This window comes from Mesorhizobium sp. CA14 (assembly GCF_020165195.1).
In the GTDB taxonomy this organism is placed as follows: Bacteria; Pseudomonadota; Alphaproteobacteria; order Rhizobiales; family Rhizobiaceae; genus Mesorhizobium.
The window spans coordinates 72816-94383 of sequence record NZ_JAIUHR010000011.1 but is presented as its reverse complement, the minus strand read 5'-3'; the positions used below and the strand labels follow the sequence as shown (position 1 = coordinate 94383).

Here is a 21568-nt window from a genome sequence, read left to right as displayed (position 1 = left end):
GATCGGGCTGCGCCGTCGACCAGGGAGACAGGGTCGCGAGCAGATTTACTCCGAAAAGCTGACACTAACGCCGCGCTGCCGAAAATAGGCCTGCATCAACTTGCGGCCGGCGCGGTTGCTCTGCGCCAGCTTGGCCGGATCGAACACCGCCTGTTTCTTTCCCTCCCGCGCCAGCGCCGCCTTGAGTGCCGCGATATGCGCATCGAGGTCGGCATTGTCGGCTCGGAGTGAAGCATAGATATTTTCGGTCGCCTCGGCCAAGGTCAGTTCGCTCACGGTGTCGTCCCTTTGATTGATTGGGCGGCGCCTTAGCACAGATTCGCGGCTCGTCGATACCGGCGAGACTGCCCGTGCACAGCGCCGATTGCGAAGTCGTCTTTGGCTTAAGTTCCGTCTCGGGCTATTGGCCTTTCGCCCTACCCCACAGCCGGCCTGCCAAAAATCAGCCCCAAAAACTCGCCCAGCCAGCGTTTGAGGTGCATGTCCCAGATCAGCCGGCCGCCGAGATGGTCGCGGCCGGGCTGCGCGCCGGGCAGCTCGAAGCGATGCGCGCCGCGCACCACCCAGCGCTGCATCATCATCCTTGTCAGCTCGCCATGGAACTGGATGCCCCAGGCATTGTCGCCATAGCGGAAGGCCTGATTGGGATAGGTTTCCGCGGTCGCCAGCAGCGTCGCTTCCTTCGGCAGCGAAAAGCCCTCGCGATGAAACTGGTAGACCATCTCCGGCCAGTGCAGCAGTTTCTTGCCGGCCTCGGTCGCCTTCAGCGGATACCAGCCGATCTCGACCAGGCCTTCGCCGTGGCCCTCGACCTTGCCGCCGAGATGGTTGGCGAGCATCTGCGCCCCGAGGCAGATGCCGAGGAACGGCCGGTTCTCCTTGAGCGGGATTTCCAGCCAGTCGGTTTCGCGGCGAACGAACTCGTCCTCGTCATTGGCGCTCATCGGCCCGCCGAAGATAACCGCGCCGGCATGACCGTCCAGCGTGCAGGGCAATTCGTCACCCAAGGGCGGCCGGCGGATGTCGAGGTCGAAGCCTTCTTCCAGGAGCATGTGGCCGACGCGGCCGGGGCTCGAAGTCTCCTGATGCAGCACGATCAGGATTTTTGGTCTCGGCCTCGGTCTGGGTGGCATGGAAGGCGAAGGATCCTGTTATTCGTCGCTCGACGTGCCCCGCGCTCCGGGCACCGCGGCCGCCGCCTTGCGGCGCGCCTCGATGCGGTCGCGACGCTCGACGCCGATGAGCTCGGCGACCCGCCAGACGGTATTGTCCTCGAGCTCGTCAAGCTCGCCATCGGCATAGACGATTTCCCACATCAGGCCGATGAAGGCCTTGCGCGCCTCGGGGTCGAGGTGGCGCTTCAAGACGCTGGTGAAGGCGTAGAGGTCGATCGCCTCATTGTCGGCGCGCTCGCCGGCCGCCGCCAGCGCATCGAGCTCCTCGCCGCTCACCGAATAGGTCTCGGCCAGGATCTGCTTGAACCGTTCCCACTCGACGTCCTGGCGCACGCCGTCGGCGTTCATCACATGATAGAGCAGCGCCGAAGCCGCGACGCGCGGATCGTCGGCGCTCGGCTTGGCCTCGCGCCCAGCCGGCAGATCCCTCAGGAAGGACAATACGCGCTCGAACATCGATGTTTTTTCCCTGCCCACCAAACCCGGTCCCAGAACACAGCCTCAGAACAAACGAAAGCGGCGCTGCGATTTTTCCGCTTCTTCTTCCGGCGTGACGCCAGGGTCATCCGGCAGAGGCGGCAGCTCCGAACCGGGCTCACCGATTTCGGCCTCGCTGACGGCTTCCGCAACGGGCGCTTGCTTCTCGCCTCCGTTTGACGGCACCGGCGCCGGCTTCTCGGCCGGAGCATCGGCGACGATGTCGATCGCCTTCTCGGCGACAGGCTGGACAGGCGGCGCAGCGGTGATCGCCGGCACGCCGATATCCGCGTCGCTGTCGATCAGCTGGCCAAGACGTTCCATCGGCGCACGCCAGGTGAAGGCGTCGAGCTTGCCGGTGACCGGCGAGACCGGCGCCCAGCGCTCGGAGATGACACCGTCCGCCACCCAGGCCGGATCGCGCGGCGCGCGCACGGCCTTGGACAGCAGTTGCCGCACCTTGCCCTGGTCGCCGGTCTCGGCCTCTTCGATATCGGCAAGCAGAAGATAGGCGCCCTCTCGGCGATCCATGCGAATCGCGGCCTCCGCCTCGCGCCGCGCGGTGGCGAAATCCTGCGCGTCGAGCGCCGCGCGCGCCACGGCCATCGCCGACTCGGCATGGTTCTTCTTCAATTCCTGCAGCTTCTTCGCCCGGTTGAGGCGGTCGAGGACGGCGTCTCCCGGCCTGGCATGGGTATAGAGCTCGGCGATGTCGGGATGTGGCTCGGCTTTCCAGGCGGCCTCCAGGATCTTGGACCCCTTGCGCACGTCGTTTTGCCGGATAACCAGATCGGCGGCGATCACCGCGGCCGGCGCGAAATCCGGCGCCAGCTTGTTGGCCTCGAGCGCCGCGGTACGGGCCGCGTTCGGGTCGCTGTCGACCAGCGCCTGCGCCTTGGCGGTGAGCAGCACAGCGCGGCGGCGGTTGGCGACGTCACGCTCGATCTGCCTGGTCGATTTCTGCGCCTCGACCAGCTTCAGCGCGCCGTCCCAGTCACCGCGTTCGGTGAGTTCCTCCAGCGTCGATTCCGCCGCCCAGGCAAGCTGCGGCGCCACCGCCGCGGCGCGGCCGGCATAGTGGCGCGCGGCATTGCGGTCGCCGAGGCGCTCGGCCTCCAGATAGAGCCCGCGCAGCCCGAGCAGCCGCATCTCGGGATCGTCGAGCATGCGCTCGAATTTCTCGCGCGCACCCTCATGATCGCCTTCGAGCAGCGAGGCCTGCGCGTCGAGCAAGTTGATCAGCGGCTCCTGGTCGGAGCTGATCAGCTTCGCCGCCTCCTTGGTCTTCTTGCGCGCCAGCGCGCCGTCGCCGGCGCCGGCGGCGATCATGCCGGTCGACAGCGCCTGATAGCCGCGGTCGCGGCGGCGCACGCGGAAATAGCGCGAGATCGTATAGGGGCTGTTCCACAGCGACTTGATCAGCCACCAGCCGATCATCACCGCGGCGACCACGGCGACGATCGCAACCGCCGCCACCATCAGCGTGACCTGGTACTGGTAGCCGTTGAAGGTGACGATCATCTCGCCCGGACGGTCGGCCAGCCAGGCAAAGCCGAGCCCGAGCGCGAAGACGACGGCGAGGAAGACGAGGAGGCGGATCATCTTGTCTCCTTAAGCCTTCGTCGCGCCGGCAATCAGCGCTTCGAGCTGCTTTTCGACCTCGAGCCGCGCCTTCAGTTTGCCGGCAAAGTCGGCGCCGGCTGCCTTTGCCGCGTCCGGCAGCGTGTCATATTCGCCGAGCGCCTTGGCGTAGTCGCCCTGGTTGACCGCCACTTCCATGCGAGCCACGGTTTCCGGCACCCCCTTGCCCTCGACGGCGCCGACCGGCCGCACCTTGACCAGCGATTCAGCGCTCGACACCAGGCTCTGGAAGAAGCCGGCATTCTGATCGAGCGGCTTTGCCGCCTCGACCATGGCGTTGGCGGCGGCATCGGCCTCCGCAGCAATGGTGGCGCGGGTCGGCACGCCCTTTTCGGCATAGGAGCGCAGCGCCGCGAGCTCGGGCGCGTCGGGCGCGATCGCCGCGAAGGTGTCGAGCTCGGTCGCGAAGGGCGCGCCGCGATCGAGCGCCGACTTCAGCGCCGAGGCGGCGATCGCCAGCGCGATCTTGGGTTGCGAGGCCTGCGCCTCGACCTTGCCGGAAAGCTGCGACACGGACTGCTCCAGCGCAGCCACACGGCCGTCCGCGGCCTTGGCCGCGTCGCCGGTCGATTTCACCAGCGCGTCGAGCCCGGCGATCTTCTCGTTGAGCGGACCGAGATTGACGGGCGCCGCATTGCCCTTCTGCAGCTCGGCGACGGTTGTCTCGATCTGGCCGACCTTGTCGCCGAGCGCCTTGAGCGCGGCACCGTCGCCGCCCTGGCCGGCCGAGGATTTCAGCGCCGCCACATCGGCCTTGACCTGCTCGAGCGCCGAGGACAGGCCGTCGACCTTGGCCGAGGTGCCGCCGCTTTCCTTCAGCGCCGCGATTTCGCTTTTCAGCGAAGCGATCTCGCCGTTGACGCTATCGAGCGACCCGCCGCCCGATCCCGACGAGCCGACCAAGCCGACCGCTTGCAGCAGGCCGGCGCCGGCAAGCGCGATCACGCCGCCGACGACGCCCGCAGCGATGGCGTTGACGCCGGTTCTGCGTGATGGCTGCGGCACGCGATCCTCGTCCCGTGTCTCACTTCGTGTCTCGCTTGCCTTCGATGCCGAAGCGCCGGGGCCAGGCGCGGATGCGTCCTCGAAATTGTAATCGAAGCCCTTGGGCTGGCTCTTCGGCGCGTCGGAACCGCCGGGATATGGCGCCTCAGGCTCGTCCTTGCCGGCATCGGGCTTATCGGCCGCTGCCTGGGCAACGTCGCTGTGCTCCCAAGGCTCGATATCGGCCTGTTCGGCATGGATCGGCTCTTCCGGCGCCTCCGGCTGCGAAGCGGCGGCCGCCTCTTCCGCCTTTGCCTCGTCGGTTTGCGCTGCCTTGGCCTCGGCCTTGGCGGCATCCTCGTCGGTGATTCGCGAGACGGCGCCGGGCTCGAGTTCGATGGTCACCGGCTCGCGCCGGGTCTTCGAATGTCGCATCTTCGGCGTCTTGACCATGCTTGGGCTCCGCAAAATGGCTTGAGGATGGATCAAAGGGGTCCAGAGCGTCAGCATGCTCTAGCACATCACCAAGCGGTGAAAAGGGGCGGTGTGATGACGCGGCCTAGCGCGGTTGCGACAAAACCGCGAGCAACGCGTCTTCCTCGGGTTTGGATGCGACGCGGACCCTGCTGCCGGCAACCCCTTCCACCGGCTCGGCGACACGGGCCGACAGCGCCAGGAATTCTGTTCGCTCAAAGAGATGCCGTAGCGTCGGTCGCTTAATCAGGCCGACCAGCGCCAAGCTGGCCTTGGCCGAATAGAGCAGCGCGGCGTCGATCGGCCGGTCCGACAGACGAGCGACCACATCGGCATCGTTATGGTCGACACCTATCGTGTCGTAAGTCTCGATCGCCTGGACATGCACGCCCGCCGCCGCCAGCCGCTGCTCGAACAGCGGGAAGCGGACGCGGCCGCACAGATAGACGATTGCCTTGCCGGCAAGGCCGCCGGCGATGGCATCGGCCAGCGCCTCGGCATCGCCCGGACCTTCGGTGACGGCAAAAAATCCCACCGCGCGGCAGGCTTCGGCCGTCCTTTTCCCGACCGCGTGGCAAGGCAGGCGCGCAAGCGCCGCGACCAGAGCTTGCGGCGCATGCCGCACCGCATTGGCGCTGGTGACCGCGACCGCGACGGCATTGCCGCCGATGCTCGCCTCGACAGGCAATGCGATGGTCTTGGTCAGCGGCAGCAGGACAGGCTGAAATCCCAGGGCTTCGAGGCGTAGTGCCGTGCGCGACGCGCCCGGCTCCGGCCTCGTCACCAGGACGCGGACCATGTCAGGCCCAGCCGTCGAAGAATGTCGCACCGGCCCTCGCGCGAACCGTCCGCGCCGCGTCCAGGCCGATCTCCGCCGCGTCCGCGGCCTCGCCTTCCAGCCGGACCTCATGCGATTCCGTGCCGTCGGGCGAGATAATCAGCCCGTCAAAGGACAGTTTCTCGCCCGACACCGTCGCATGGCCGGCGATCGGCGTGCGGCAGGAGCCGTCGAGCGCGGCGAGGAAGGCGCGCTCGCAGGCGAGCGCCTGGCCGGTCGGCACATGATGGATCGCCGCCAGCATTCTCTCGACGTCGCAATCGCCGATGCGCGCTTCGATGCCGATCGCGCCTTGTCCCGGCGCCGGCGGAAAAGCCTCCAGCGGCATCAGGTCGGTGACGACATGTTCGAGCCCGAGCCTTTTCAGCCCGGCATAGGCGAGGATGGTGCCTTCGGCGACGCCTTCCTCCAGCTTGCGCAGCCTGGTCTGCACATTGCCGCGGAACATCACCACGTCGAGGTCCGGCCGCATGCGGCGGAGCAGCGCCTGACGCCGCAGCGACGACGACCCGACCGTCGCACCATGCGGCAGGTCGGCGATCCGCTTCACCTTCTTGCCGATGAAGGAGTCGCGCGCGTCCTCGCGCTGCAGGAAAGTGACAAGCTCCAAACCATTGGGCAGTACCGTCGGCATGTCCTTCGACGAATGCACGGCGATGTCGATGCGGCCGTCGAGCAGCGCCTCCTCGATTTCCTTGGTGAACAGGCCCTTGCCGCCGGCCTCCGACAGCGGCCGGTCCTGGATGCGGTCGCCGCTGGTCGAGATCGGCACCACCTCGAACGCCTGCTCGGGCAGGCCGTGCGCCTGCATCAGCCGCGCCCGCGTCTCATGCGCCTGGGCCAGTGCCAGCGGGCTGCCGCGTGTTCCGATTTTCAAAGTTTGCATGGCGCGCGGTCCGTGATAACCCCCGTCCTTGGCCGAGGTCCGTCGAGATTGAGGTCAGGCCGAGCCGAAAGTGGTGGCTTGCGAGAACCGGAGCGGAGCGTACTTAAAGTACCTGAGCACCGGAAGCGCAGAAAGCCGCCACTTGCAGGCCGGCATCACCTGAATATCGGCAGACCTCCTATCGGGGAAAGGCCGGTTGTACAATCTTCGAGGACAGCGACCAATTGATCCGCGTTCTGGGCATTGAGACGAGCTGCGACGAGACGGCGGCCGGCGTGGTGGCGCTGGACGGCGGCGCCGCGCCTGAAATCCTGTCCAACATCGTGCTCAGCCAGATCGAGGAGCACGCGGCCTTTGGCGGCGTCGTGCCCGAGATTGCCGCGCGCGCCCACGTCGAGGCGTTGGACGGCATCGTCGAGGCGGCGCTGGCCGATTCGGCGGTATCGCTCGACGAGGTCGACGCCATCGCCGCCACCGCCGGTCCCGGCCTGGTCGGCGGATTGATCGTCGGCCTGATGACGGCCAAGGCAATCGCCGCCGCCGCCAACAAGCCGTTGATCGCCATCAACCACCTCGAGGGCCATGCGCTGACGGCGCGGCTGACCGACGGTCTCGATTTTCCTTACCTGCTTCTGCTCGTCTCCGGCGGCCACACCCAGATCGTCGCGGTGCGCGGCGTCGGCGATTACCAGCGCTGGGCGACCACCATCGACGACGCGTTGGGCGAAGCCTTCGACAAGACCGCCAAGATGCTTGGCCTGCCCTATCCCGGCGGCCCGAATGTCGAGAAGGCGGCCGCCAGCGGCGATGCAGGCCGCTTTGCCTTCCCACGCCCGATGAAGGGCTCGCCGCAGCCCGACTTCTCCTTCTCCGGCCTGAAGACGGCGGTGCGCCAGGCGGCGACGGCGATCGCGCCGCTGAGCGACCAGGACGTCGCCGATATCTGCGCCTCTTTCCAGGCGGCGGTGGCGGACGCGCTGGGCGATCGCATCGGTCGCGCCCTTGCCCGCTTCCGCCAGGAATTCCCGAACCAGGCAAAGCCGGCGCTGGTCGTTGCCGGCGGCGTCGCCGCCAACCGCACAATCAAGGCGACGCTCGAAGCGCTGTGTTCCGAGGCCGGCTTCGCCTTTGTCGCGCCGCCGCAAAAACTCTGCACCGATAATGCGGCGATGATCGCCTGGGCCGGCATCGAGCGGCTGCGCGCCGGCATCGCCGACGAAAACGCCGCCGATTTCGTGCCGCGCTCGCGCTGGCCGCTCGACAGTATTTCCGCACCCCTGGTCGGCTCGGGCCGGCGTGGCGCCAAGGCATGACCAAGAGAAGCACCGGCGGCTGGCGCGTTGGGGTGCTGGGCGGTGGCGCCTGGGGCACGGCGCTGGCGCTGGCCATGTTGCGCGCCGGCCATGATGTCCGGCTCTATGCGCGCGACACTGAGACCGTCGCCGCCATCGCCCGCGGCGAGAACCCGCGCTACCTGCCCGGCATCACGATCGCACCCGGCATCGCGGCCACCAGCGATATTGCCACCGCGCTCGACGGCGCCGACTGCGTGCTTGCCGTGACGCCGGCGCAGTCGTTGCGCGCCGTCCTGACCAATGCCCGCAACCACGTTCCTGCCGGCGTGCCGCTGGTGCTCTGCGCCAAGGGCATCGAGCGCGACACCGGCGCGCTGCTCTCGGCCATCGTCGAGGAAAGCCTGCCGGGCAATCCGGTCGCGGCACTTTCCGGCCCGAGCTTCGCCAGCGACGTCGCGCGCGGCCTGCCGACCGCCGTCGTGGTTGCCGCCCGCGATGCGGAATTGGCGGCCGAGCTTGCCGCGCGCTTCTCGGCGGAGAACCTGCGCTGCTATTCCAGCGACGATCTGATCGGCGTCGAGATCGGCGGCGCGCTGAAGAACGTCTTTGCCATCGCCGCCGGCACCGTCACCGGCGCCGGGTTGGGGGCCAGCGCCCAGGCCGCCATGGTGACGCGCGGCTTCGTCGAATTGCGCCGCATCGGCGCCGCCTTCGGCGCCAGGCCGGAGACGCTGATGGGGCTTTCGGGCCTCGGCGACCTGCTGCTCACCTGCTCTTCCGCCCAATCGCGCAATTTCGCCTATGGCCTGGCGCTCGGCCAGGGCAAGCCGCTTGCCGGCCTGCCGCTGGCCGAAGGCGTGCCGACGGCGGGGATTGCCGCCCGCATCGCCGCCGAGCGCGGTATCGAGGCGCCGATCATCTCGGCCGTCGCCGCCATCCTCGACGGCAAGGTGACCATCGGCCAGGCCGTGACCGCGCTGATGACACGCCCGCTCAAGACCGAAACCGACATCTGAACCATCGGAGCTGAAAAATGCTGTTTGCGTTGATTTGCAAGGACAAGCCCGGCAGCCTGCAGCTGCGCGTCGACACGCGGCCGGCGCATGCGGCGTTCCTGGAAGGCCTGATCGCCGAAGGCAAGCTTGCCTTTGCAGGGCCTTTCCTCGACGCCGACGGCAAGCCGGACGGCAGCCTGGTGATGATCGAGGCGCCGGACATGGCTGCTGCCCAATCCCTGGCCGCGGCCGATCCCTATGCCAGGGCCGGCCTGTTCGAAAGCGTCCAGATCCGTCCGTGGAACTGGGTCTTCCAGAAGCCCGCCGGCGCATGATTGGCTGCTCTCGCCGCAGCGACGGCGAGAGAGTAAGCATAGACGGAACGCCATGCGTGGCGGTGCGACAAAGCGATGGGACAAACGATATGAACTACTGGCTGTTCAAGTCCGAACCCTCGGTCTTTTCCTTCGAGGCGCTGAAGGCCAAAGGCAAGGCCGGCACGCAATGGGACGGCGTGCGCAACTACGCCGCCCGCAACAACATGAAGGCGATGCAGATCGGCGATCTCGGTTTCTTCTATCATTCCAATGAGGGCCTCGATATCGTCGGCATCGCCGAGGTCTGCGCGTTGGCGCATCCCGACAGCACGACCGACGATCCGCGCTGGGAATGCGTCGACATCCGCGCCTATAAGGACGTGCCGAAGCCGGTGACGCTGGAAGAGGTCAAGGCCAACCCCAAGCTCGCCGATATGGCGCTGGTCCGGCTCGGCCGGCTTTCCGTGCAGCCGGTGACGCCGGCCGAATGGAAAGAGGTCTGCCGCATGGCCGAGCTCAATCCGGCGCCGTGACGAAGCTCACGCCGAAAAGCGCAAAAAAGTTCATCCTCGACAACACGGCGCTGATGGCGCCGCCGCATGTGCCGGAAGTGCTTCTGCACCTCGCCGACGAGGCGCATGACCTGTGGCTGCGCACCGAGGAGGAATTGGCCGAGATCGGCCTGCCGCCGCCTTTCTGGGCCTTCGCCTGGGCCGGCGGCCAGGGCCTCGCCCGCTATGTGCTCGACAATCCAGGAACCGTGCGCGGCAAGCGCGTGCTCGACTTCGCCTCCGGATCCGGCCTTGTCGCCATCGCGGCGATGAAAGCAGGCGCGAAGCAAGTGATCGCCGCCGACATCGACTCGTTCTGCGAAACGGCAATCGCCATCAATGTCGAAGCCAACGGTGTTGAAGCGCAATTTCGCGGCACGGATTGCATCGGCACCGACGATGGCTGGGACGTCGTGCTCGCCGGTGACGTCTTCTACGACAAGGCTTTCGCCGACCGGCTGCTGCCCTGGTTCGGATCTCTGAAGGCGCGCGGCGCCGAGATCCTCGTCGGCGATCCCGGCCGCGCCTATCTCCCCGAGACCGGGCTGCAATCGCTTGCCGTCTACCAGGTTCCGGTGACGCGCGTGCTGGAGGATGCCGAGGTCAAGCGCACGACCGTCTGGCGCCTTGCTTGACGCGATCGCCGAACAGGCGTTCCTTCGCATTTCTATCTGGAGGGGAAAGCATGGATTTTTCTGTCGTGAACTGGCTGGCGGTGATTGTCGCCGCCGTCGTCGCATGGCTGTTCGGCGCCGCCTGGTACATGGGTTTGAGCAAGCCCTGGCTGAAAGCGGCCAAGCTCGACCCGGCCACCATGAAGCGCTCGGCCGCTCCGTTCGTCGTCAGCTTCATCGCCGAGCTGATCATGGCGCTCGTGCTGACGCTGGTGGTGGGCGCGATAACCGGCGGCGAGCCGAACCCGATTGCGGGATTGCTGTTCGGCTTCGTGCTCTGGCTGGGCTTCATCGCCACCACGCTCACCGTAAACCACCGCTATGAAGGCTTCGGCTGGGCCCTCACCCTGATCGATGCCGGCCACTGGCTGGGGGTGATGCTGATCATCGGCGCCGTCATCGGCTGGTTCGGCGCGCCCGCGGCGCCAGCGGGCTAAATTGCGCAATACAAGTGATAGAGCACTTCACCGTTTCGGTGAAACGGTCGAGTGCTCTGATTCAGGTCGGCGTTTTCGCCACCTCGTCCAGCAGCCATTCGCGGAATGCGATAACCCGCGCGTCGTCCTTGGCCGCCTCGGGGTAGACCAGGAAATAGGCGAATTCCGGCGCGACCTTGATGCCGAGCTCGAAGGGCCGCACCAGGCGCCCTTGCGAAAGATCGTTGGCGACCATGGCAAAGTCGGCGAGCGCCACCGCGTTGCCGTCGAGCGCCGCCTGGGTGGCATCGGTCGAGGACCCGAAGACCAGCGTGCGGCTGTCGTCGAAATCGTCGACGCCGGCCGCGTGCATCCACATGCTCCAATTCGGCCAAGTCACGCCCTGCCGCGACCATTCGATATGCGCGAGCGTGTGGTTGAAGAGGTCGCGCGGCTTTCGCAGCGGCGGACCTGACGCCAGCAGTGCCGGGCTGCACACCGGGATGATGATGTTCTCGAACAGCCGATGCGCGCAGAGCCCCGGATATTTGCCGGCGCCGAAGCGGATGCCGACATCGACGTCGTCGAAGTCGAAATCCCGGACATCGTAGGTGATGTCGAAGCGCAGCTCGATGCCCGGCTTCTGCTTGCGGAAGTCGTCGACCCGGCGCATCAGCCATTTCGTCGCGAACTGCGCGTCGAGCGTCACCTTCAACAGCGCCGTGCCGCGGGTCATCTTGCGGGCGCGGCTGACAGCGCGGTTCAGCAGGTCGAGCGCGTCGACCGAGGCCTCCAGAAGCACATTGCCAGCCTCCGTCAGCCGGATGGTGCGGCTGGTGCGTGTGAACAGCACCAGATCGAGCTGATCCTCTATTTCCTTGATCTGGTGGCTGACCGCCGCCGGCGTCAGGCCGAGCTCGTCCGCGGCGCGGGTGAAGTTGAGATGCCTGGCGGCCGCCTCGAACGTCCGCAGCGCCCGCGTTCCCGGCAGCAGCTTGGACATGCAATCTCCAAATAAAACTTGATGATCAGAAAAGAACTACTCGTTTCCCGTTTGTTTTTCAATCCGGCATCATGGCTTCATCGAAACACCATAAAACCGGATTTGATGTCCGGAGAACACGGATAGAGCCATGTCTGAGATCGCCCTGAAGCCCTGCACCCCCCTGGAATCCCGTTCCGGCGTCACGCTTTGGCTGCGTTCAGCACGCGATTGGCTGCGCCAGGCCCAGGTTGCCGCCCGGCTGCCACACGAGTCGGTCGAAGACCTCTCCGACAGCCAGCTGCGCGACATCGGCGCCGGCCGCCGGGACATCGCGAAGACGATGGACAGGGAGCTTCGCGAGATCGGGCTGCTCGGCACGGGTTGGCAGAAACCGGGAAAGAGGCAGTAGAGATTAGGGATTAGGCAGTAGGCAGTAGGCAATAGGGAAGGAGACACCTACTGCCCCACTTCCCTACTGCCCTACTGCCCTACTGCCCTACTGCCTACTGCCTACCGCACCACCTTCACCACCGTCCTGTCCGACAGCAACGGAAGCAGCCTCGCCATGGTCCGCGCCGTCACTGCCACGCAGCCTTGCGTCGGGGTGAAGCCCGGCCGTGCCAGGTGGAAGAAGATCGCGCTGCCGCGCCCGCGCCGGCGCGGCGCGATGTTCCAGTCGAGCACCAGGCAGACATCGTAGAGCCGGTCGTCGCGCTTCATCCGCTCATGGCTCGCGCCATAGGGGATCTTCACCGGACGGTTATAGTTGCGGTCGTCCGGAACCTCGCACCAGCCGAGATCCGGACCGATGGGCGCCATCGGCAGCCTCGTCCGGCGCCCGGCCGCAAAATGATCGCCCCGGAAATAGCCCGATAGGATGCGCATCGACGCCAGCGGCGTCCCGCCGTCACCTTCATGCTTGTTGGCGGTAATGCCGCCGCGCCCCAGCGCGCAGGGAAACACCGTTTTGCCGGCTTGCAGGAAGCCTTGCGCGGGGTTGCCCGGGCGCGCGCGCACCACCAAAACGCTCAAGCCTTTCGGCAAAAATGCGCCCGCCGCATTGCGCACGCGTTTTTTCTTGTATGATTGGGTCACGGAACAAATCACTGTGATCGGCTGTTGCGCCGGTGAGCTTCCGCATAAATGGGGGGAGGTCAACTGAATATTCTTTTTAAAACAACGGATTGATCCATGACATCACGCACCATTCTGATCGTCGATGACGACGACGACTTGCGCGCCACCCTGGTTGAGCAGCTGGCGCTCTACGAAGAATTCGACGTCCAGCAGGAATCGACCGCCGCAAAAGGCGTTGCCGCGGCGCGCAGTGGCGTCGTCGATCTGCTCATCATGGATGTCGGCCTGCCCGATATGGATGGCCGCGAGGCGGTGAAGATCCTGCGCAAGGGCGGCTACAAGGCGCCGATCATCATGCTGACCGGCCACGACACCGATTCCGACACGATCCTGGGTCTCGAAGCCGGCGCCAATGATTATGTGACCAAACCTTTCCGTTTCGCCGTGCTGCTCGCGCGCATCCGCGCCCAGCTTCGCCAGCACGAGCAGAGCGAGGACGCGACCTTCTCGGTCGGCCCCTACACGTTCAAGCCCAGCCAGAAACTGCTGATCGATCCGCGCGGCGCCAAGGTGCGGCTGACGGAGAAGGAAGCCTCGATCATCAAATATCTCTACCGCGCCGACCAGAAGGTGGTGACGCGCGACGTGCTGTTGGAAGAGGTCTGGGGCTACAATTCCGGCGTCACCACCCACACGCTGGAGACCCATGTCTACCGGTTGCGCCAGAAGATCGAGCGCGATCCTTCCAATGCCGAAATTCTTGTGACAGAAAGCGGCGGCTACAAGCTGGTTCCTTAAACATTTCATGATCTAGAGCAATTCCAGGAAAAGCGTGAAACGGTTGGGCTTGGCGGCTTCGCCGTAGCCTTCCGTCCGGAATTGAGCCAAAAGAGATAGAGCGGTCGGGCGGGACCGCTTCGGGTACGATCCTGGTGCTGGAGGGTGATGGATCGGCTCGTTGCACGCATCGCACGATGCACAGTGGAGCGTTTCTCGCGAGCCCAGGAGGGCGCGCCGCTCCAAAGGAGGGACTGGACTGACCGCTCGGGGACACAGCTAGGATGGCGCTGGATGACGACATCCGCATCCTGTCCAGTGTGAAGCTTTTCCAGGGCTTCACGCAGGAACAGTTGCGCCTGCTCGCCTTCGGCGCCGAGACCACCGTGCTCCAGGCCGACCATAAGCTCTACCGCGAGGACGACGTCGCTGACTCTGCCTATATCGTGGTCAGCGGCTTGATTGCACTCTATCGGGAGCTGGGCGGCAAACGCGTCCCGATCGGCACGGCAGGCCCAGGCACCATGCTGAGCGAACTGGCGCTGATCGCCGATACCAACCGGCTGACCAGCGCCTCGGCCGCGGTCGACTCGGAAGTGATCCGATTGAGCCGCAAGATGTTCCACCGAATCCTCGAAGAATATCCGGAGATTGCGGTGCTGTTGCATGAGCGCATCCTGGAGGAATTCCAGCAGATGATCGCCCGCATCGAGGAGCTGGCGCCAAGGTTTACGGAATAGAAGCGCCGTAGGACCCCTCTGCCGATTGAGGACGCTCAATCCAATTCAAACTTCGCAATCACCGGCACATGGTCGGACGGCTTCTCCCAGCCGCGCGCCGCCTGCAGGATCTCGTAGCCGGCGAAAGCCGGCACCAGGTTGGCGGACGACCAGACATGGTCGAGGCGGCGGCCGCGGTTCGACGCCTGCCAGTCTTTCGCGCGGTAGCTCCACCAGGTGTAGAGTTTCTGCTCGGCCGGCACGTTGAGCCGCATCAGGTCGACCCAGCCGCCGGCCTTGCGCATCGCCTCGAAATTTGTCGTCTCGACCGGCGTGTGGCTGACGACATTGAGCAACTGCTTGTGCGACCAGACGTCGTGCTCCTGCGGCGCGATGTTGAGGTCGCCGACCAGGATCGAGGCGGACGATTCATCCCCGCTCGCCGGCACGCCGTTCATCTCATAGACGAAATCGAGCTTGTGGCGGAATTTGCGGTTGATCTCCGGATCCGGCTCGTCGCCGCCGGCCGGCACGTAGAAATTATGCACCAGCACCGACTTGCCGCCCGCCTGCACCCTGACCGACAGATGCCGGCTATCGTCGATCTCGCAGAACCGCCGCTTCTCGACCAGCTCGATCGGGCGGCGGGCGACCGTGGCGACGCCGTGATAGCCCTTCTGGCCGTGGAACAGGATGTGCTCGTAGCCCGCCTTGCGGAAGGCTTTTTCCGGAAACAGCTCGTCGGGGACCTTGGTTTCCTGCAGGCACAGCACGTCGGGCGCGTGCTCCTTTAACAGCCGCTCGACGATCGGCATGCGCAGGCGAACGGAGTTGATGTTCCAGGTGGCGATGGTGAAGGGCATTCAGGCGGGGTCCGGCAAGAGATCGCCGATCTAGTGCCAGCCGCGCGCAGTAAAGACAAGCTCGACAAATCGCCTTCGGCGGCTTGCCGCCGGCTCATCCGCCCTACCGGGTCTTCGTGTTCAGCTCTCTGTTCGCCGTGTAGTCGATCGCGAAAGTGTCGGCCGGGAAGCTGCCGCCTTCCTTGACGTTGAAGATCATCACCGTCGTGTCTTTCCCTTGAGCGTCGGTGATCGTCCACTGGCGCAGCTCGTAGGTCTTCGGATCGAACATCATGGTGATCGTCGCATTGCCGAAGACCGATTTGTCGGAAAGCTTGATCGTGGTGAGGTCGTCCTCTTCCTTGACGGCCTTGACGCGCCCGCCGGAGAGATCGATCCGGTCGTCGAGCAAAAGCTTCAGCGGCGTCTTCGACAGCGGGTAGAGGTCGGAGGTGTTGAGCTTCTTGTTCAGGATCACCACCGACTTGCCGTCCGAAATGACGCGGAAGTTCGAGGAGCCATCATAGTTAAAGCGGATCTTGCCCGGACGCTCGAGGAAGAACTTGCCGCCGGTCTGCTCGCCTTTCGGCCCGAACTGGACGAACTCGCCGCTCATCGACTTCACCGAGGAGAAATGGTCCGCGATCTTCTGCGCCGCCGGCGGCACGGCGGCCTGCGCGGCGACCACGAGCTGATAGCCCGGCACGAGATTGAGAGCGGCGGCTCCGCCAAGCATCAGGCCGAGGCCAAGGACCTGGCGGCGGGTGAGGGCGAATTCGGTCTGGGTCTTCATGCCGGTCACTTCCTGTGATTCGTGTCGCCGCAGTTTCTGGACTCCCACTAGGGCCTAAGTTTGGCGGTGCGAGACAGCCCCAGCGCATGAACGCACGAGATGATTTCAAGTTGCTTGTCGACCCGTTTCGGCGTCTCGCCGGGCCAGGGTCTGTCGAAATCCAGGGCAGGCCGAGGCGCCATTTGCAGGCCGGCCTCACCTGAATATCGGCAAAGCCTAGAATTTGTCCTCTTCGGTCGGCGCCAGAATCTCGCGTTTGCCGGCGTGGTTGGCCGGGCCGACAATGCCTTCCTTCTCCATCTTCTCGATGATCGAGGCGGCGCGGTTATAGCCGATGCCGAGCCGGCGCTGGATGTAGCTGGTCGAGGCCTTGCCGTCGCGCAGCACCACCGCCACCGCCTGATCGTAGGGATCGTCGGAATCCTCGAAATTGCCGCCGCCACCGCCGCCGGAACTGCCCTTGCCCGACGGGCCGTCCTCGTCCTCTTCCTCGTCGTCCTCGGTGATGGCGTCGAGATATTCCGGCACGCCCTGCAGCTTCAGATGTCCGACGACCTTCTCGACCTCGTCGTCGGAGACGAACGGACCGTGCACGCGCTGGATGCGGCCGCCGCCTGCCATGTAGAGCATGTCGCCCATGCCGAGCAGCTGCTCGGCGCCCTGCTCGCCAAGGATGGTGCGGCTGTCGATCTTCGACGTCACCTGGAAGGAGATGCGGGTCGGGAAATTGGCCTTGATGGTGCCGGTGATGACGTCGACCGACGGGCGCTGCGTCGCCATGATGACATGGATGCCGGCGGCGCGCGCCATCTGCGCCAGGCGCTGCACCGCGCCTTCGATATCCTTGCCAGCCACCATCATCAGGTCGGCCATCTCGTCGATGATGACCACGATATAGGGCATCGGCTCGAGATCGAGGTCCTCGGTCTCGTAGATCGCCTCGCCCGTCTGGCGGTCGAAGCCGGTCTGCACCGTGCGCGAGATTTTTTCCCCCTTCTTCTCCGCTTGCTGAACGCGCGCGTTGAACCCGTCGATGTTGCGCACGCCGACCTTGGACATCTTGCGGTAGCGGTCCTCCATCTCGCGCACGGTCCATTTCAGCGCGACGACCGCCTTCTTGGGATCGGTGACGACCGGCGTCAGCAGATGCGGGATGCCGTCATAGACCGAGAGTTCCAGCATCTTCGGATCGATCATGATCAGCCGGCATTCCTGCGGCGTCAGCCGGTAGAGCAGCGACAGGATCATGGTGTTGATGGCGACCGACTTGCCCGAGCCGGTGGTGCCGGCGACCAGCACATGCGGCATCTTGGCGATGTCGACGATGACGGCCTCGCCATTGATCGTCTTGCCGAGCGCCAGCGCCAGCTTCGCCTTAGTCGTCTCGAAGTCGCGGCTGGCCATGATCTCCCTGAGATAGACGGTCTCGCGCTTGGCGTTGGGCAGCTCGATGCCGATGGCGTTGCGTCCCGGCACAACGGCGACGCGGCAGGCGATCGCGCTCATCGAGCGGGCGATGTCGTCGGAAAGCCCGATGACGCGCGAGGACTTGATGCCGGGCGCGGGCTCCAGCTCGTAGAGCGTCACGACCGGGCCTGGCCGGACATGGATGATCTCGCCCTTGACGCCGAAATCTTCCAGCACGCCTTCGAGCAGCCGTGCGTTCTGCTCCAGCGCGTCCTTCGACAGGCTTGGATCCTTTGCGATGTTCTTCGGCTCGGACAGGAAGTGCAGCGACGGCATCTCGAACGTGTCGGACCCGATCAGCGAGGTCTGCGCCTCGCGCTGGACGCGGGCGCCCGGCACGGGGCGCGCCGCCGGCGCCTCGACGCGGGTCGCCGCATCGGAGCGGAAGTTCCGCACCTTGGCCGCCGGCGCGCCGCGCCGCTGGAGAGGCGCCTCGTCATCGAAATCGTCGAGATCGACGTCCTCGTCCTGTTCGTCGCCGAATATATCCTGGTCGGCCGGATCGACCGAAGCGCTGCGGTCATTGACCATGGCGGCGAAGAATTCCGGCTCGACGCGGGCACGGCCGCCCGGGCTCATCCGGCTTTCGGCGAACTCGGCCGATTCCACCCGCTCGGCAGCGCGACGCCAGGCGCTGGCCTTGGGCTCCATCGGCGGCTCGAACTCGTCGCGCTCGCGCCTGCGCCGCTCGGCGCGGCGGTGCAGGAAGGCACGGAACGACAGCCACCAATGGGTGACGGCGCCGAGCGCGAGTATCCCCTCGTCGCCTTCGTCCTCATCCTCGTCGAACAGCATCTCGTCCTGCTCGCGCGGATCGGGTTGGGAGGCGCGCTCCATAACTGCAAAGCCGTTCTTGCGTGCGATCAGCGCCGAGCCATAGGCGAACAGCCACAAGGTGGGCGCGGCGAGGATAACCGCTATGATTGTCGCGAAAAGGCCTTTCGGATAACCGCCGACCGCGATGCCCGGGATCTTCAGCACCATGTCGCCGAAGACGCCGCCGAGGCCGGTCGGCAACGGCCAGGTGTTGGGCGGCGTCACGCAGCCTGCGATGGCCGCGGCAAGCAATGCGAAACCGAACCAGGCAAACCCGCGCTTCGGCAACTTGTCGACGCCGCGCGCGGAAAACAGAAGAAAGCCCCAGATCACCGCCGGAACCAGCCCCGCGACGGCGGCCAGACCGAAGAATTGCATGGCAAGGTCGGAGAACACCGCGCCGGCATAGCCCATGGCGTTGGTGACGATGTTGCTGGTGGCGTGCGAGAAGCTCGGGTCGGCGACGTTCCATGTGGCTAGAGCGGCAATGCCGAAAGCAGTGAACAGGAACAGCCCGGCGCCGACCAGCCGCCCGACCTGACGCCGCGCGAAAGCCTGGATGCCGTGCCCCGTATCGGTCAGCGCGAGCGGTGCTGAGGCGCCTGAACGCATGCTCTTCCCCGTAATCGTTGCCTGGCCGGGCGCATGGCGCATTCCGGCAGATTCGAACGCCAGACTATCGGGGGGAAGGTTAAGGCCGCATTAACCATGGCCCTTTACCGGGCCTAGTCGCCGACAAAGGTGGCAGGCCTCGCGGCCCGCCACCCCTTGCCTGAAACGGCTAAACGATCGGGCCCGTCAGGACCGGACCCATCCGTTGATCACTTGTGGCCTGCATACATGTTCAGGTTTGCGCAGAATTCGGCGTGAGGCTTGCTCATCGCCGCATCCTGGCACTCCTTCATCATCATGTCCTGCTTGTCCTTCGGCATCGAAGCCCAGGCCGCCTTGAAGCCGGCTTCCGGCTTCATGGTCTTCATGCTGGAGTCGGTGAAGAACGGGGCCATGTTGGACGGCTCATCGAGAGCACCGGCGAGTGCAACGCCGCTGATCATCAAAAGAGCCATTGCTCCCAGGACGATGTTCTTGATGTTCATCAGGTGGTTTCCTTCCCTCTTGTTTTGACGGACGCCTTGATGACGCTCGCTATCCCAGTACGGAAACTGACGGGCCGATGTTTCATGCCGACGGATCAAGTGAATGTGAACGAAATGGCTTGGATGGCCGCCCGACAAAAAAGGAGGCCCGGAAGCGTGTTCCGGGCCTCAAGGCGTGAGCCCCTTCGAGAGCGTCACGACGGGATCTTGGGAGGAGTTCCGGGCCGGCGGGAGGAGGATCCGCCGGCCCTCGGCGCAATCCCAAACGGTTTCCCGTCCAAAATTGCGCCAAAGCAAAGAGCGGAGCCGGCCTTACGGCACCACTTCGCCATGCTGAGTGACGTCGAGACCTTCGACCTCTTCCTGGGTCGACGGACGCAGGCCGACCAGCGCCTTGACGATGTAGAGGATCACGAAGGTGGCGATCGCCGTCCACAGGATGGTGAAGGCAATGCCGTAGAGCTGCTTGGCGACCGAGGCGTCCTTGCCGAGCGCGTTGATTGCCGGATCGGCGAGCGCGCCGGTGAGCAGCGCGCCGACGATGCCGCCGACGCCATGGACGCCGAAGGCGTCGAGCGAGTCGTCATAGCCGAACGCATGCTTGAGCTTGACCGCCGAGAGATAGCAGACCACGCCGGCGATGATGCCGACGATGAAGGCGCCGGTCGGATTGACGAAGCCGGAAGCCGGCGTCACCGCGACGAGGCCGGCGACGGCGCCCGAGATGATGCCGAGCACCGAAGGCTTCTTGGCGACGATCCATTCGGCGAACATCCAGGCCAGCGCCGCGGCGGCGGTGGCGACCTGCGTGTTCATCATCGCCGCGCCCGCAAGCCCGTCGGCGGCAAGCTCGGAACCAGCGTTGAAGCCGAACCAGCCGACCCACAGCAGCGAGGCGCCGATCACCGAGTAGACCAGGTTGTGCGGCGCCATGTTGGTGGCGCCGTAGCCTTCGCGCTTGCCGAGAACCAGCGCGCAGACCAGGCCGGCGACACCGGCGTTGATGTGGACGACCGTGCCGCCGGCGAAGTCGAGCACGCCGGCCGAGCCGAGGAAGCCGCCGCCCCACACCCAATGCGCGATCGGCGCATAGACGAAGACCAGCCACAGGCCCATGAAGATCAGGAGCGCCGAGAACTTCATGCGCTCGGCGAAGGCGCCGGCGATCAGCGCCGGCGTGATGATGGCGAAGGTCATCTGGAACATCGAGAAGACGAATTCAGGAATGTTCGCCACGCCCGGCGCCCACAGCGTCGAGACGGTGATGCCGTGATGGAAGAATTTCGAGAAGCCGCCGAGATAGGCGTTCGTGGCGCCGCCGTCGGAGAAGGCGAGCGAATAGCCGAACATGAACCACAGCACCGTCACTAGGCAGGTGATGGCGAAACTCTGCATGATGGTGGCGAGCACGTTCTTCTTGCGCACCATGCCGCCGTAAAACAGCGCCAGGCCCGGGATGGTCATCATCAGCACCAGCGCCGTCGAGGTCAGCATCCAGGCGGTGTTGCCGGTGTCGAGCGCGGGCGCCGGCGCGGCGGGCGCCGCGGCGGTGGCCGCCGGGGCGGCCTCCTGCGCGATGGCGGCGACGGTGCTCATGGCCACGAGCGCGAGCGAAGCGGCCGCGCGTCCCGTCGTCTTCAAGGTGGAAGGAATATTCATTGAACTCTCCGTTGGAATGGATGATCGCCGCTTAGAGCGCGTCGGTGTCTGTTTCGCCGGTGCGGATGCGCACTGCCTGGTCGATGCCGAAGACGAAAATCTTGCCGTCGCCGATCTGGCCGGTCTTGGCGGCCGCGGTGATGGCTTCGACGGCCTTGTCGACCATGTCGGCGGCGACCGCGACCTCGATCTTGATCTTGGGCAGGAAGCTGACCGCGTATTCCGCGCCGCGATAGATTTCGGTATGCCCCTTCTGACGTCCGTAGCCTTTGACTTCGGTGACGGTCAGGCCCTGGATGCCGACGGCGGTGAGCGCTTCGCGCACCTCGTCGAGCTTGAACGGCTTGATGATTGCCATCACGATTTTCATAAGGTTTCACCCTTTGCTGTTGCGGTCCCCCGCGTTTGCACACCTTCACCGATCCCGAGGAGCCGGAGAGTGCCCGACAGGATTCAAGCTCCGTGCCAGTTGCCGAAGCAGGGTGTTAACCTGTTGTAAACAAAGAGAATGGGCGATCGCTGCACATCATTCGCGCACAGGCCGGTCGGCGCACCCGCCTATAAAATAGGCAAAAATTAGAAAATGCTCGTATTCCAGGCAATTGCCTGAAGC

24 protein-coding genes are annotated in these 21568 nt (G+C 65.4%); 9 read left to right on the top strand and 15 right to left on the bottom strand.

The annotated features are described in order from the left end of the window. Positions 1-45: 45 nt before the first annotated feature. The 7 genes from LB565_RS14435 to hemC form a co-directional block, all read right to left on the bottom strand. Positions 46-276, bottom strand: a complete 231-nt coding sequence (locus LB565_RS14435) for a hypothetical protein (RefSeq protein ID WP_224585003.1) — start codon at positions 274-276, stop codon at positions 46-48. Between the two features lie 140 nt (positions 277-416). Continuing rightward, on the bottom strand, positions 417-1133 hold the full coding sequence (locus tag LB565_RS14430) for a glutamine amidotransferase (RefSeq protein WP_224585001.1): 717 nt from the start codon (positions 1131-1133) through the stop codon (positions 417-419). Positions 1134-1151: 18 nt separating this feature from the next. Then, the gene (locus LB565_RS14425; protein ID WP_224584998.1) at positions 1152-1631 is read right to left on the bottom strand and encodes a TerB family tellurite resistance protein; all 480 of its coding nucleotides are present in this window, start codon (positions 1629-1631) and stop codon (positions 1152-1154) included. A gap of 45 nt (positions 1632-1676) precedes the next feature. After that, positions 1677-3254 (bottom strand): heme biosynthesis protein HemY, encoded by a 1578-nt coding sequence (locus LB565_RS14420; protein ID WP_224584997.1) that lies wholly within the window; start codon positions 3252-3254, stop codon positions 1677-1679. A gap of 9 nt (positions 3255-3263) precedes the next feature. Continuing rightward, on the bottom strand, positions 3264-4730 hold the full coding sequence (locus LB565_RS14415; protein ID WP_224584995.1) for a COG4223 family protein: 1467 nt from the start codon (positions 4728-4730) through the stop codon (positions 3264-3266). Positions 4731-4836: 106 nt separating this feature from the next. After that, positions 4837-5550, bottom strand: a complete 714-nt coding sequence (locus LB565_RS14410; protein ID WP_224584992.1) for a uroporphyrinogen-III synthase — start codon at positions 5548-5550, stop codon at positions 4837-4839. 1 nt (position 5551) lies between these two features. Continuing rightward, a complete protein-coding gene (gene hemC / locus LB565_RS14405) occupies positions 5552-6475 on the bottom strand; it encodes a hydroxymethylbilane synthase (RefSeq protein WP_224584989.1) in 924 nt (307 codons plus the stop codon). A gap of 227 nt (positions 6476-6702) precedes the next feature. Between hemC and tsaD the strand changes: the two genes are divergently transcribed. The 6 genes from tsaD to LB565_RS14375 all read left to right on the top strand — a co-directional run bounded on the left by tsaD (position 6703) and on the right by LB565_RS14375 (position 10744). Then, positions 6703-7788, top strand: coding sequence for a tRNA (adenosine(37)-N6)-threonylcarbamoyltransferase complex transferase subunit TsaD (tsaD, locus tag LB565_RS14400; protein WP_224585115.1), 1086 nt, complete (start codon positions 6703-6705; stop codon positions 7786-7788). Continuing rightward, positions 7785-8786, top strand: a complete 1002-nt coding sequence (locus LB565_RS14395) for an NAD(P)H-dependent glycerol-3-phosphate dehydrogenase (protein ID WP_224584988.1) — start codon at positions 7785-7787, stop codon at positions 8784-8786. Before tsaD ends, LB565_RS14395 begins: the two co-directional genes overlap by 4 nt. Before the next feature lie 17 nt (positions 8787-8803). Continuing rightward, a complete protein-coding gene (locus LB565_RS14390; protein WP_224584986.1) occupies positions 8804-9100 on the top strand; it encodes a YciI-like protein in 297 nt (98 codons plus the stop codon). Between the two features lie 89 nt (positions 9101-9189). Continuing rightward, positions 9190-9615, top strand: a complete 426-nt coding sequence (locus tag LB565_RS14385) for an EVE domain-containing protein (RefSeq protein WP_224584984.1) — start codon at positions 9190-9192, stop codon at positions 9613-9615. After that, a complete protein-coding gene (locus tag LB565_RS14380; protein ID WP_224584975.1) occupies positions 9570-10268 on the top strand; it encodes a class I SAM-dependent methyltransferase in 699 nt (232 codons plus the stop codon). Before LB565_RS14385 ends, LB565_RS14380 begins: the two co-directional genes overlap by 46 nt. 50 nt (positions 10269-10318) lie before the next feature. Further along, positions 10319-10744, top strand: coding sequence for a DUF1761 domain-containing protein (locus tag LB565_RS14375; RefSeq protein ID WP_224584973.1), 426 nt, complete (start codon positions 10319-10321; stop codon positions 10742-10744). A 61-nt stretch (positions 10745-10805) separates the two neighbouring features. Here LB565_RS14375 and gcvA read toward each other — a convergent pair whose 3' ends face one another. Then, positions 10806-11726, bottom strand: coding sequence for a transcriptional regulator GcvA (gene gcvA, locus LB565_RS14370; RefSeq protein ID WP_224584971.1), 921 nt, complete (start codon positions 11724-11726; stop codon positions 10806-10808). Positions 11727-11856: 130 nt separating this feature from the next. Here gcvA and LB565_RS14365 point away from each other — a divergent pair, with 130 nt between their 5' ends. Then, the gene (locus LB565_RS14365) at positions 11857-12117 is read left to right on the top strand and encodes a hypothetical protein (RefSeq protein ID WP_224584969.1); all 261 of its coding nucleotides are present in this window, start codon (positions 11857-11859) and stop codon (positions 12115-12117) included. Positions 12118-12218: 101 nt separating this feature from the next. Here LB565_RS14365 and LB565_RS14360 read toward each other — a convergent pair whose 3' ends face one another. Beyond that, positions 12219-12776: a L,D-transpeptidase gene (locus tag LB565_RS14360; RefSeq protein WP_224585113.1), complete on the bottom strand. Its 558-nt coding sequence runs from the start codon at positions 12774-12776 to the stop codon at positions 12219-12221. Positions 12777-12899: 123 nt separating this feature from the next. Here LB565_RS14360 and LB565_RS14355 point away from each other — a divergent pair, with 123 nt between their 5' ends. Together LB565_RS14355 and LB565_RS14350 are read left to right on the top strand one after the other, a co-directional pair. Further along, positions 12900-13583, top strand: a complete 684-nt coding sequence (locus LB565_RS14355) for a response regulator transcription factor (RefSeq protein ID WP_112128661.1) — start codon at positions 12900-12902, stop codon at positions 13581-13583. Between the two features lie 263 nt (positions 13584-13846). Then, complete coding sequence (locus tag LB565_RS14350) at positions 13847-14302, top strand: Crp/Fnr family transcriptional regulator (protein ID WP_224584967.1); 456 nt, start codon at positions 13847-13849, stop codon at positions 14300-14302. A gap of 35 nt (positions 14303-14337) precedes the next feature. On the opposite strand, the gene xth is transcribed toward LB565_RS14350, so the two are convergent. The 6 genes from xth to LB565_RS14320 form a co-directional block, all read right to left on the bottom strand. Next, on the bottom strand, positions 14338-15144 hold the full coding sequence (xth, locus tag LB565_RS14345; protein ID WP_224584965.1) for an exodeoxyribonuclease III: 807 nt from the start codon (positions 15142-15144) through the stop codon (positions 14338-14340). 103 nt (positions 15145-15247) lie between these two features. Then, positions 15248-15916: an outer-membrane lipoprotein carrier protein LolA gene (locus tag LB565_RS14340; RefSeq protein ID WP_224584963.1), complete on the bottom strand. Its 669-nt coding sequence runs from the start codon at positions 15914-15916 to the stop codon at positions 15248-15250. Between the two features lie 216 nt (positions 15917-16132). Then, the gene (locus LB565_RS14335) at positions 16133-18811 is read right to left on the bottom strand and encodes a DNA translocase FtsK (RefSeq protein ID WP_224584960.1); all 2679 of its coding nucleotides are present in this window, start codon (positions 18809-18811) and stop codon (positions 16133-16135) included. A gap of 209 nt (positions 18812-19020) precedes the next feature. Then, positions 19021-19296: a hypothetical protein gene (locus LB565_RS14330; protein ID WP_224584958.1), complete on the bottom strand. Its 276-nt coding sequence runs from the start codon at positions 19294-19296 to the stop codon at positions 19021-19023. 312 nt (positions 19297-19608) lie between these two features. Next, complete coding sequence (locus LB565_RS14325; RefSeq protein ID WP_411970650.1) at positions 19609-20937, bottom strand: ammonium transporter; 1329 nt, start codon at positions 20935-20937, stop codon at positions 19609-19611. A gap of 49 nt (positions 20938-20986) precedes the next feature. Next, a complete protein-coding gene (locus LB565_RS14320) occupies positions 20987-21325 on the bottom strand; it encodes a P-II family nitrogen regulator (protein WP_127280023.1) in 339 nt (112 codons plus the stop codon). Between the last annotated feature and the right edge of the window lie 243 nt (positions 21326-21568).

What these genes read in the sequence shown, in the direction of transcription:
- LB565_RS14380 (WP_224584975.1), top strand. Translation starts at nt 9,570, where the DNA reads ATGGAAAGAGGTCTGCCGCATGGCCGAGCTCAATCCGGCGCCGTGACG.
- LB565_RS14340 (WP_224584963.1), bottom strand. Translation starts at nt 15,916, where the DNA reads ATGAAGACCCAGACCGAATTCGCCCTCACCCGCCGCCAGGTCCTTGGC.
- LB565_RS14385 (WP_224584984.1), top strand. Translation starts at nt 9,190, where the DNA reads ATGAACTACTGGCTGTTCAAGTCCGAACCCTCGGTCTTTTCCTTCGAG.
- LB565_RS14390 (WP_224584986.1), top strand. Translation starts at nt 8,804, where the DNA reads ATGCTGTTTGCGTTGATTTGCAAGGACAAGCCCGGCAGCCTGCAGCTG.
- LB565_RS14415 (WP_224584995.1), bottom strand. Translation starts at nt 4,730, where the DNA reads ATGGTCAAGACGCCGAAGATGCGACATTCGAAGACCCGGCGCGAGCCG.
- LB565_RS14395 (WP_224584988.1), top strand. Translation starts at nt 7,785, where the DNA reads ATGACCAAGAGAAGCACCGGCGGCTGGCGCGTTGGGGTGCTGGGCGGT.
- gcvA (WP_224584971.1), bottom strand. Translation starts at nt 11,726, where the DNA reads ATGTCCAAGCTGCTGCCGGGAACGCGGGCGCTGCGGACGTTCGAGGCG.
- LB565_RS14335 (WP_224584960.1), bottom strand. Translation starts at nt 18,811, where the DNA reads ATGCGTTCAGGCGCCTCAGCACCGCTCGCGCTGACCGATACGGGGCAC.
- LB565_RS14430 (WP_224585001.1), bottom strand. Translation starts at nt 1,133, where the DNA reads ATGCCACCCAGACCGAGGCCGAGACCAAAAATCCTGATCGTGCTGCAT.
- LB565_RS14375 (WP_224584973.1), top strand. Translation starts at nt 10,319, where the DNA reads ATGGATTTTTCTGTCGTGAACTGGCTGGCGGTGATTGTCGCCGCCGTC.
- LB565_RS14410 (WP_224584992.1), bottom strand. Translation starts at nt 5,550, where the DNA reads ATGGTCCGCGTCCTGGTGACGAGGCCGGAGCCGGGCGCGTCGCGCACG.
- LB565_RS14355 (WP_112128661.1), top strand. Translation starts at nt 12,900, where the DNA reads ATGACATCACGCACCATTCTGATCGTCGATGACGACGACGACTTGCGC.
- LB565_RS14420 (WP_224584997.1), bottom strand. Translation starts at nt 3,254, where the DNA reads ATGATCCGCCTCCTCGTCTTCCTCGCCGTCGTCTTCGCGCTCGGGCTC.
- LB565_RS14365 (WP_224584969.1), top strand. Translation starts at nt 11,857, where the DNA reads ATGTCTGAGATCGCCCTGAAGCCCTGCACCCCCCTGGAATCCCGTTCC.
- LB565_RS14320 (WP_127280023.1), bottom strand. Translation starts at nt 21,325, where the DNA reads ATGAAAATCGTGATGGCAATCATCAAGCCGTTCAAGCTCGACGAGGTG.
- LB565_RS14330 (WP_224584958.1), bottom strand. Translation starts at nt 19,296, where the DNA reads ATGAACATCAAGAACATCGTCCTGGGAGCAATGGCTCTTTTGATGATC.
- LB565_RS14425 (WP_224584998.1), bottom strand. Translation starts at nt 1,631, where the DNA reads ATGTTCGAGCGCGTATTGTCCTTCCTGAGGGATCTGCCGGCTGGGCGC.
- hemC (WP_224584989.1), bottom strand. Translation starts at nt 6,475, where the DNA reads ATGCAAACTTTGAAAATCGGAACACGCGGCAGCCCGCTGGCACTGGCC.
- xth (WP_224584965.1), bottom strand. Translation starts at nt 15,144, where the DNA reads ATGCCCTTCACCATCGCCACCTGGAACATCAACTCCGTTCGCCTGCGC.
- LB565_RS14350 (WP_224584967.1), top strand. Translation starts at nt 13,847, where the DNA reads ATGGCGCTGGATGACGACATCCGCATCCTGTCCAGTGTGAAGCTTTTC.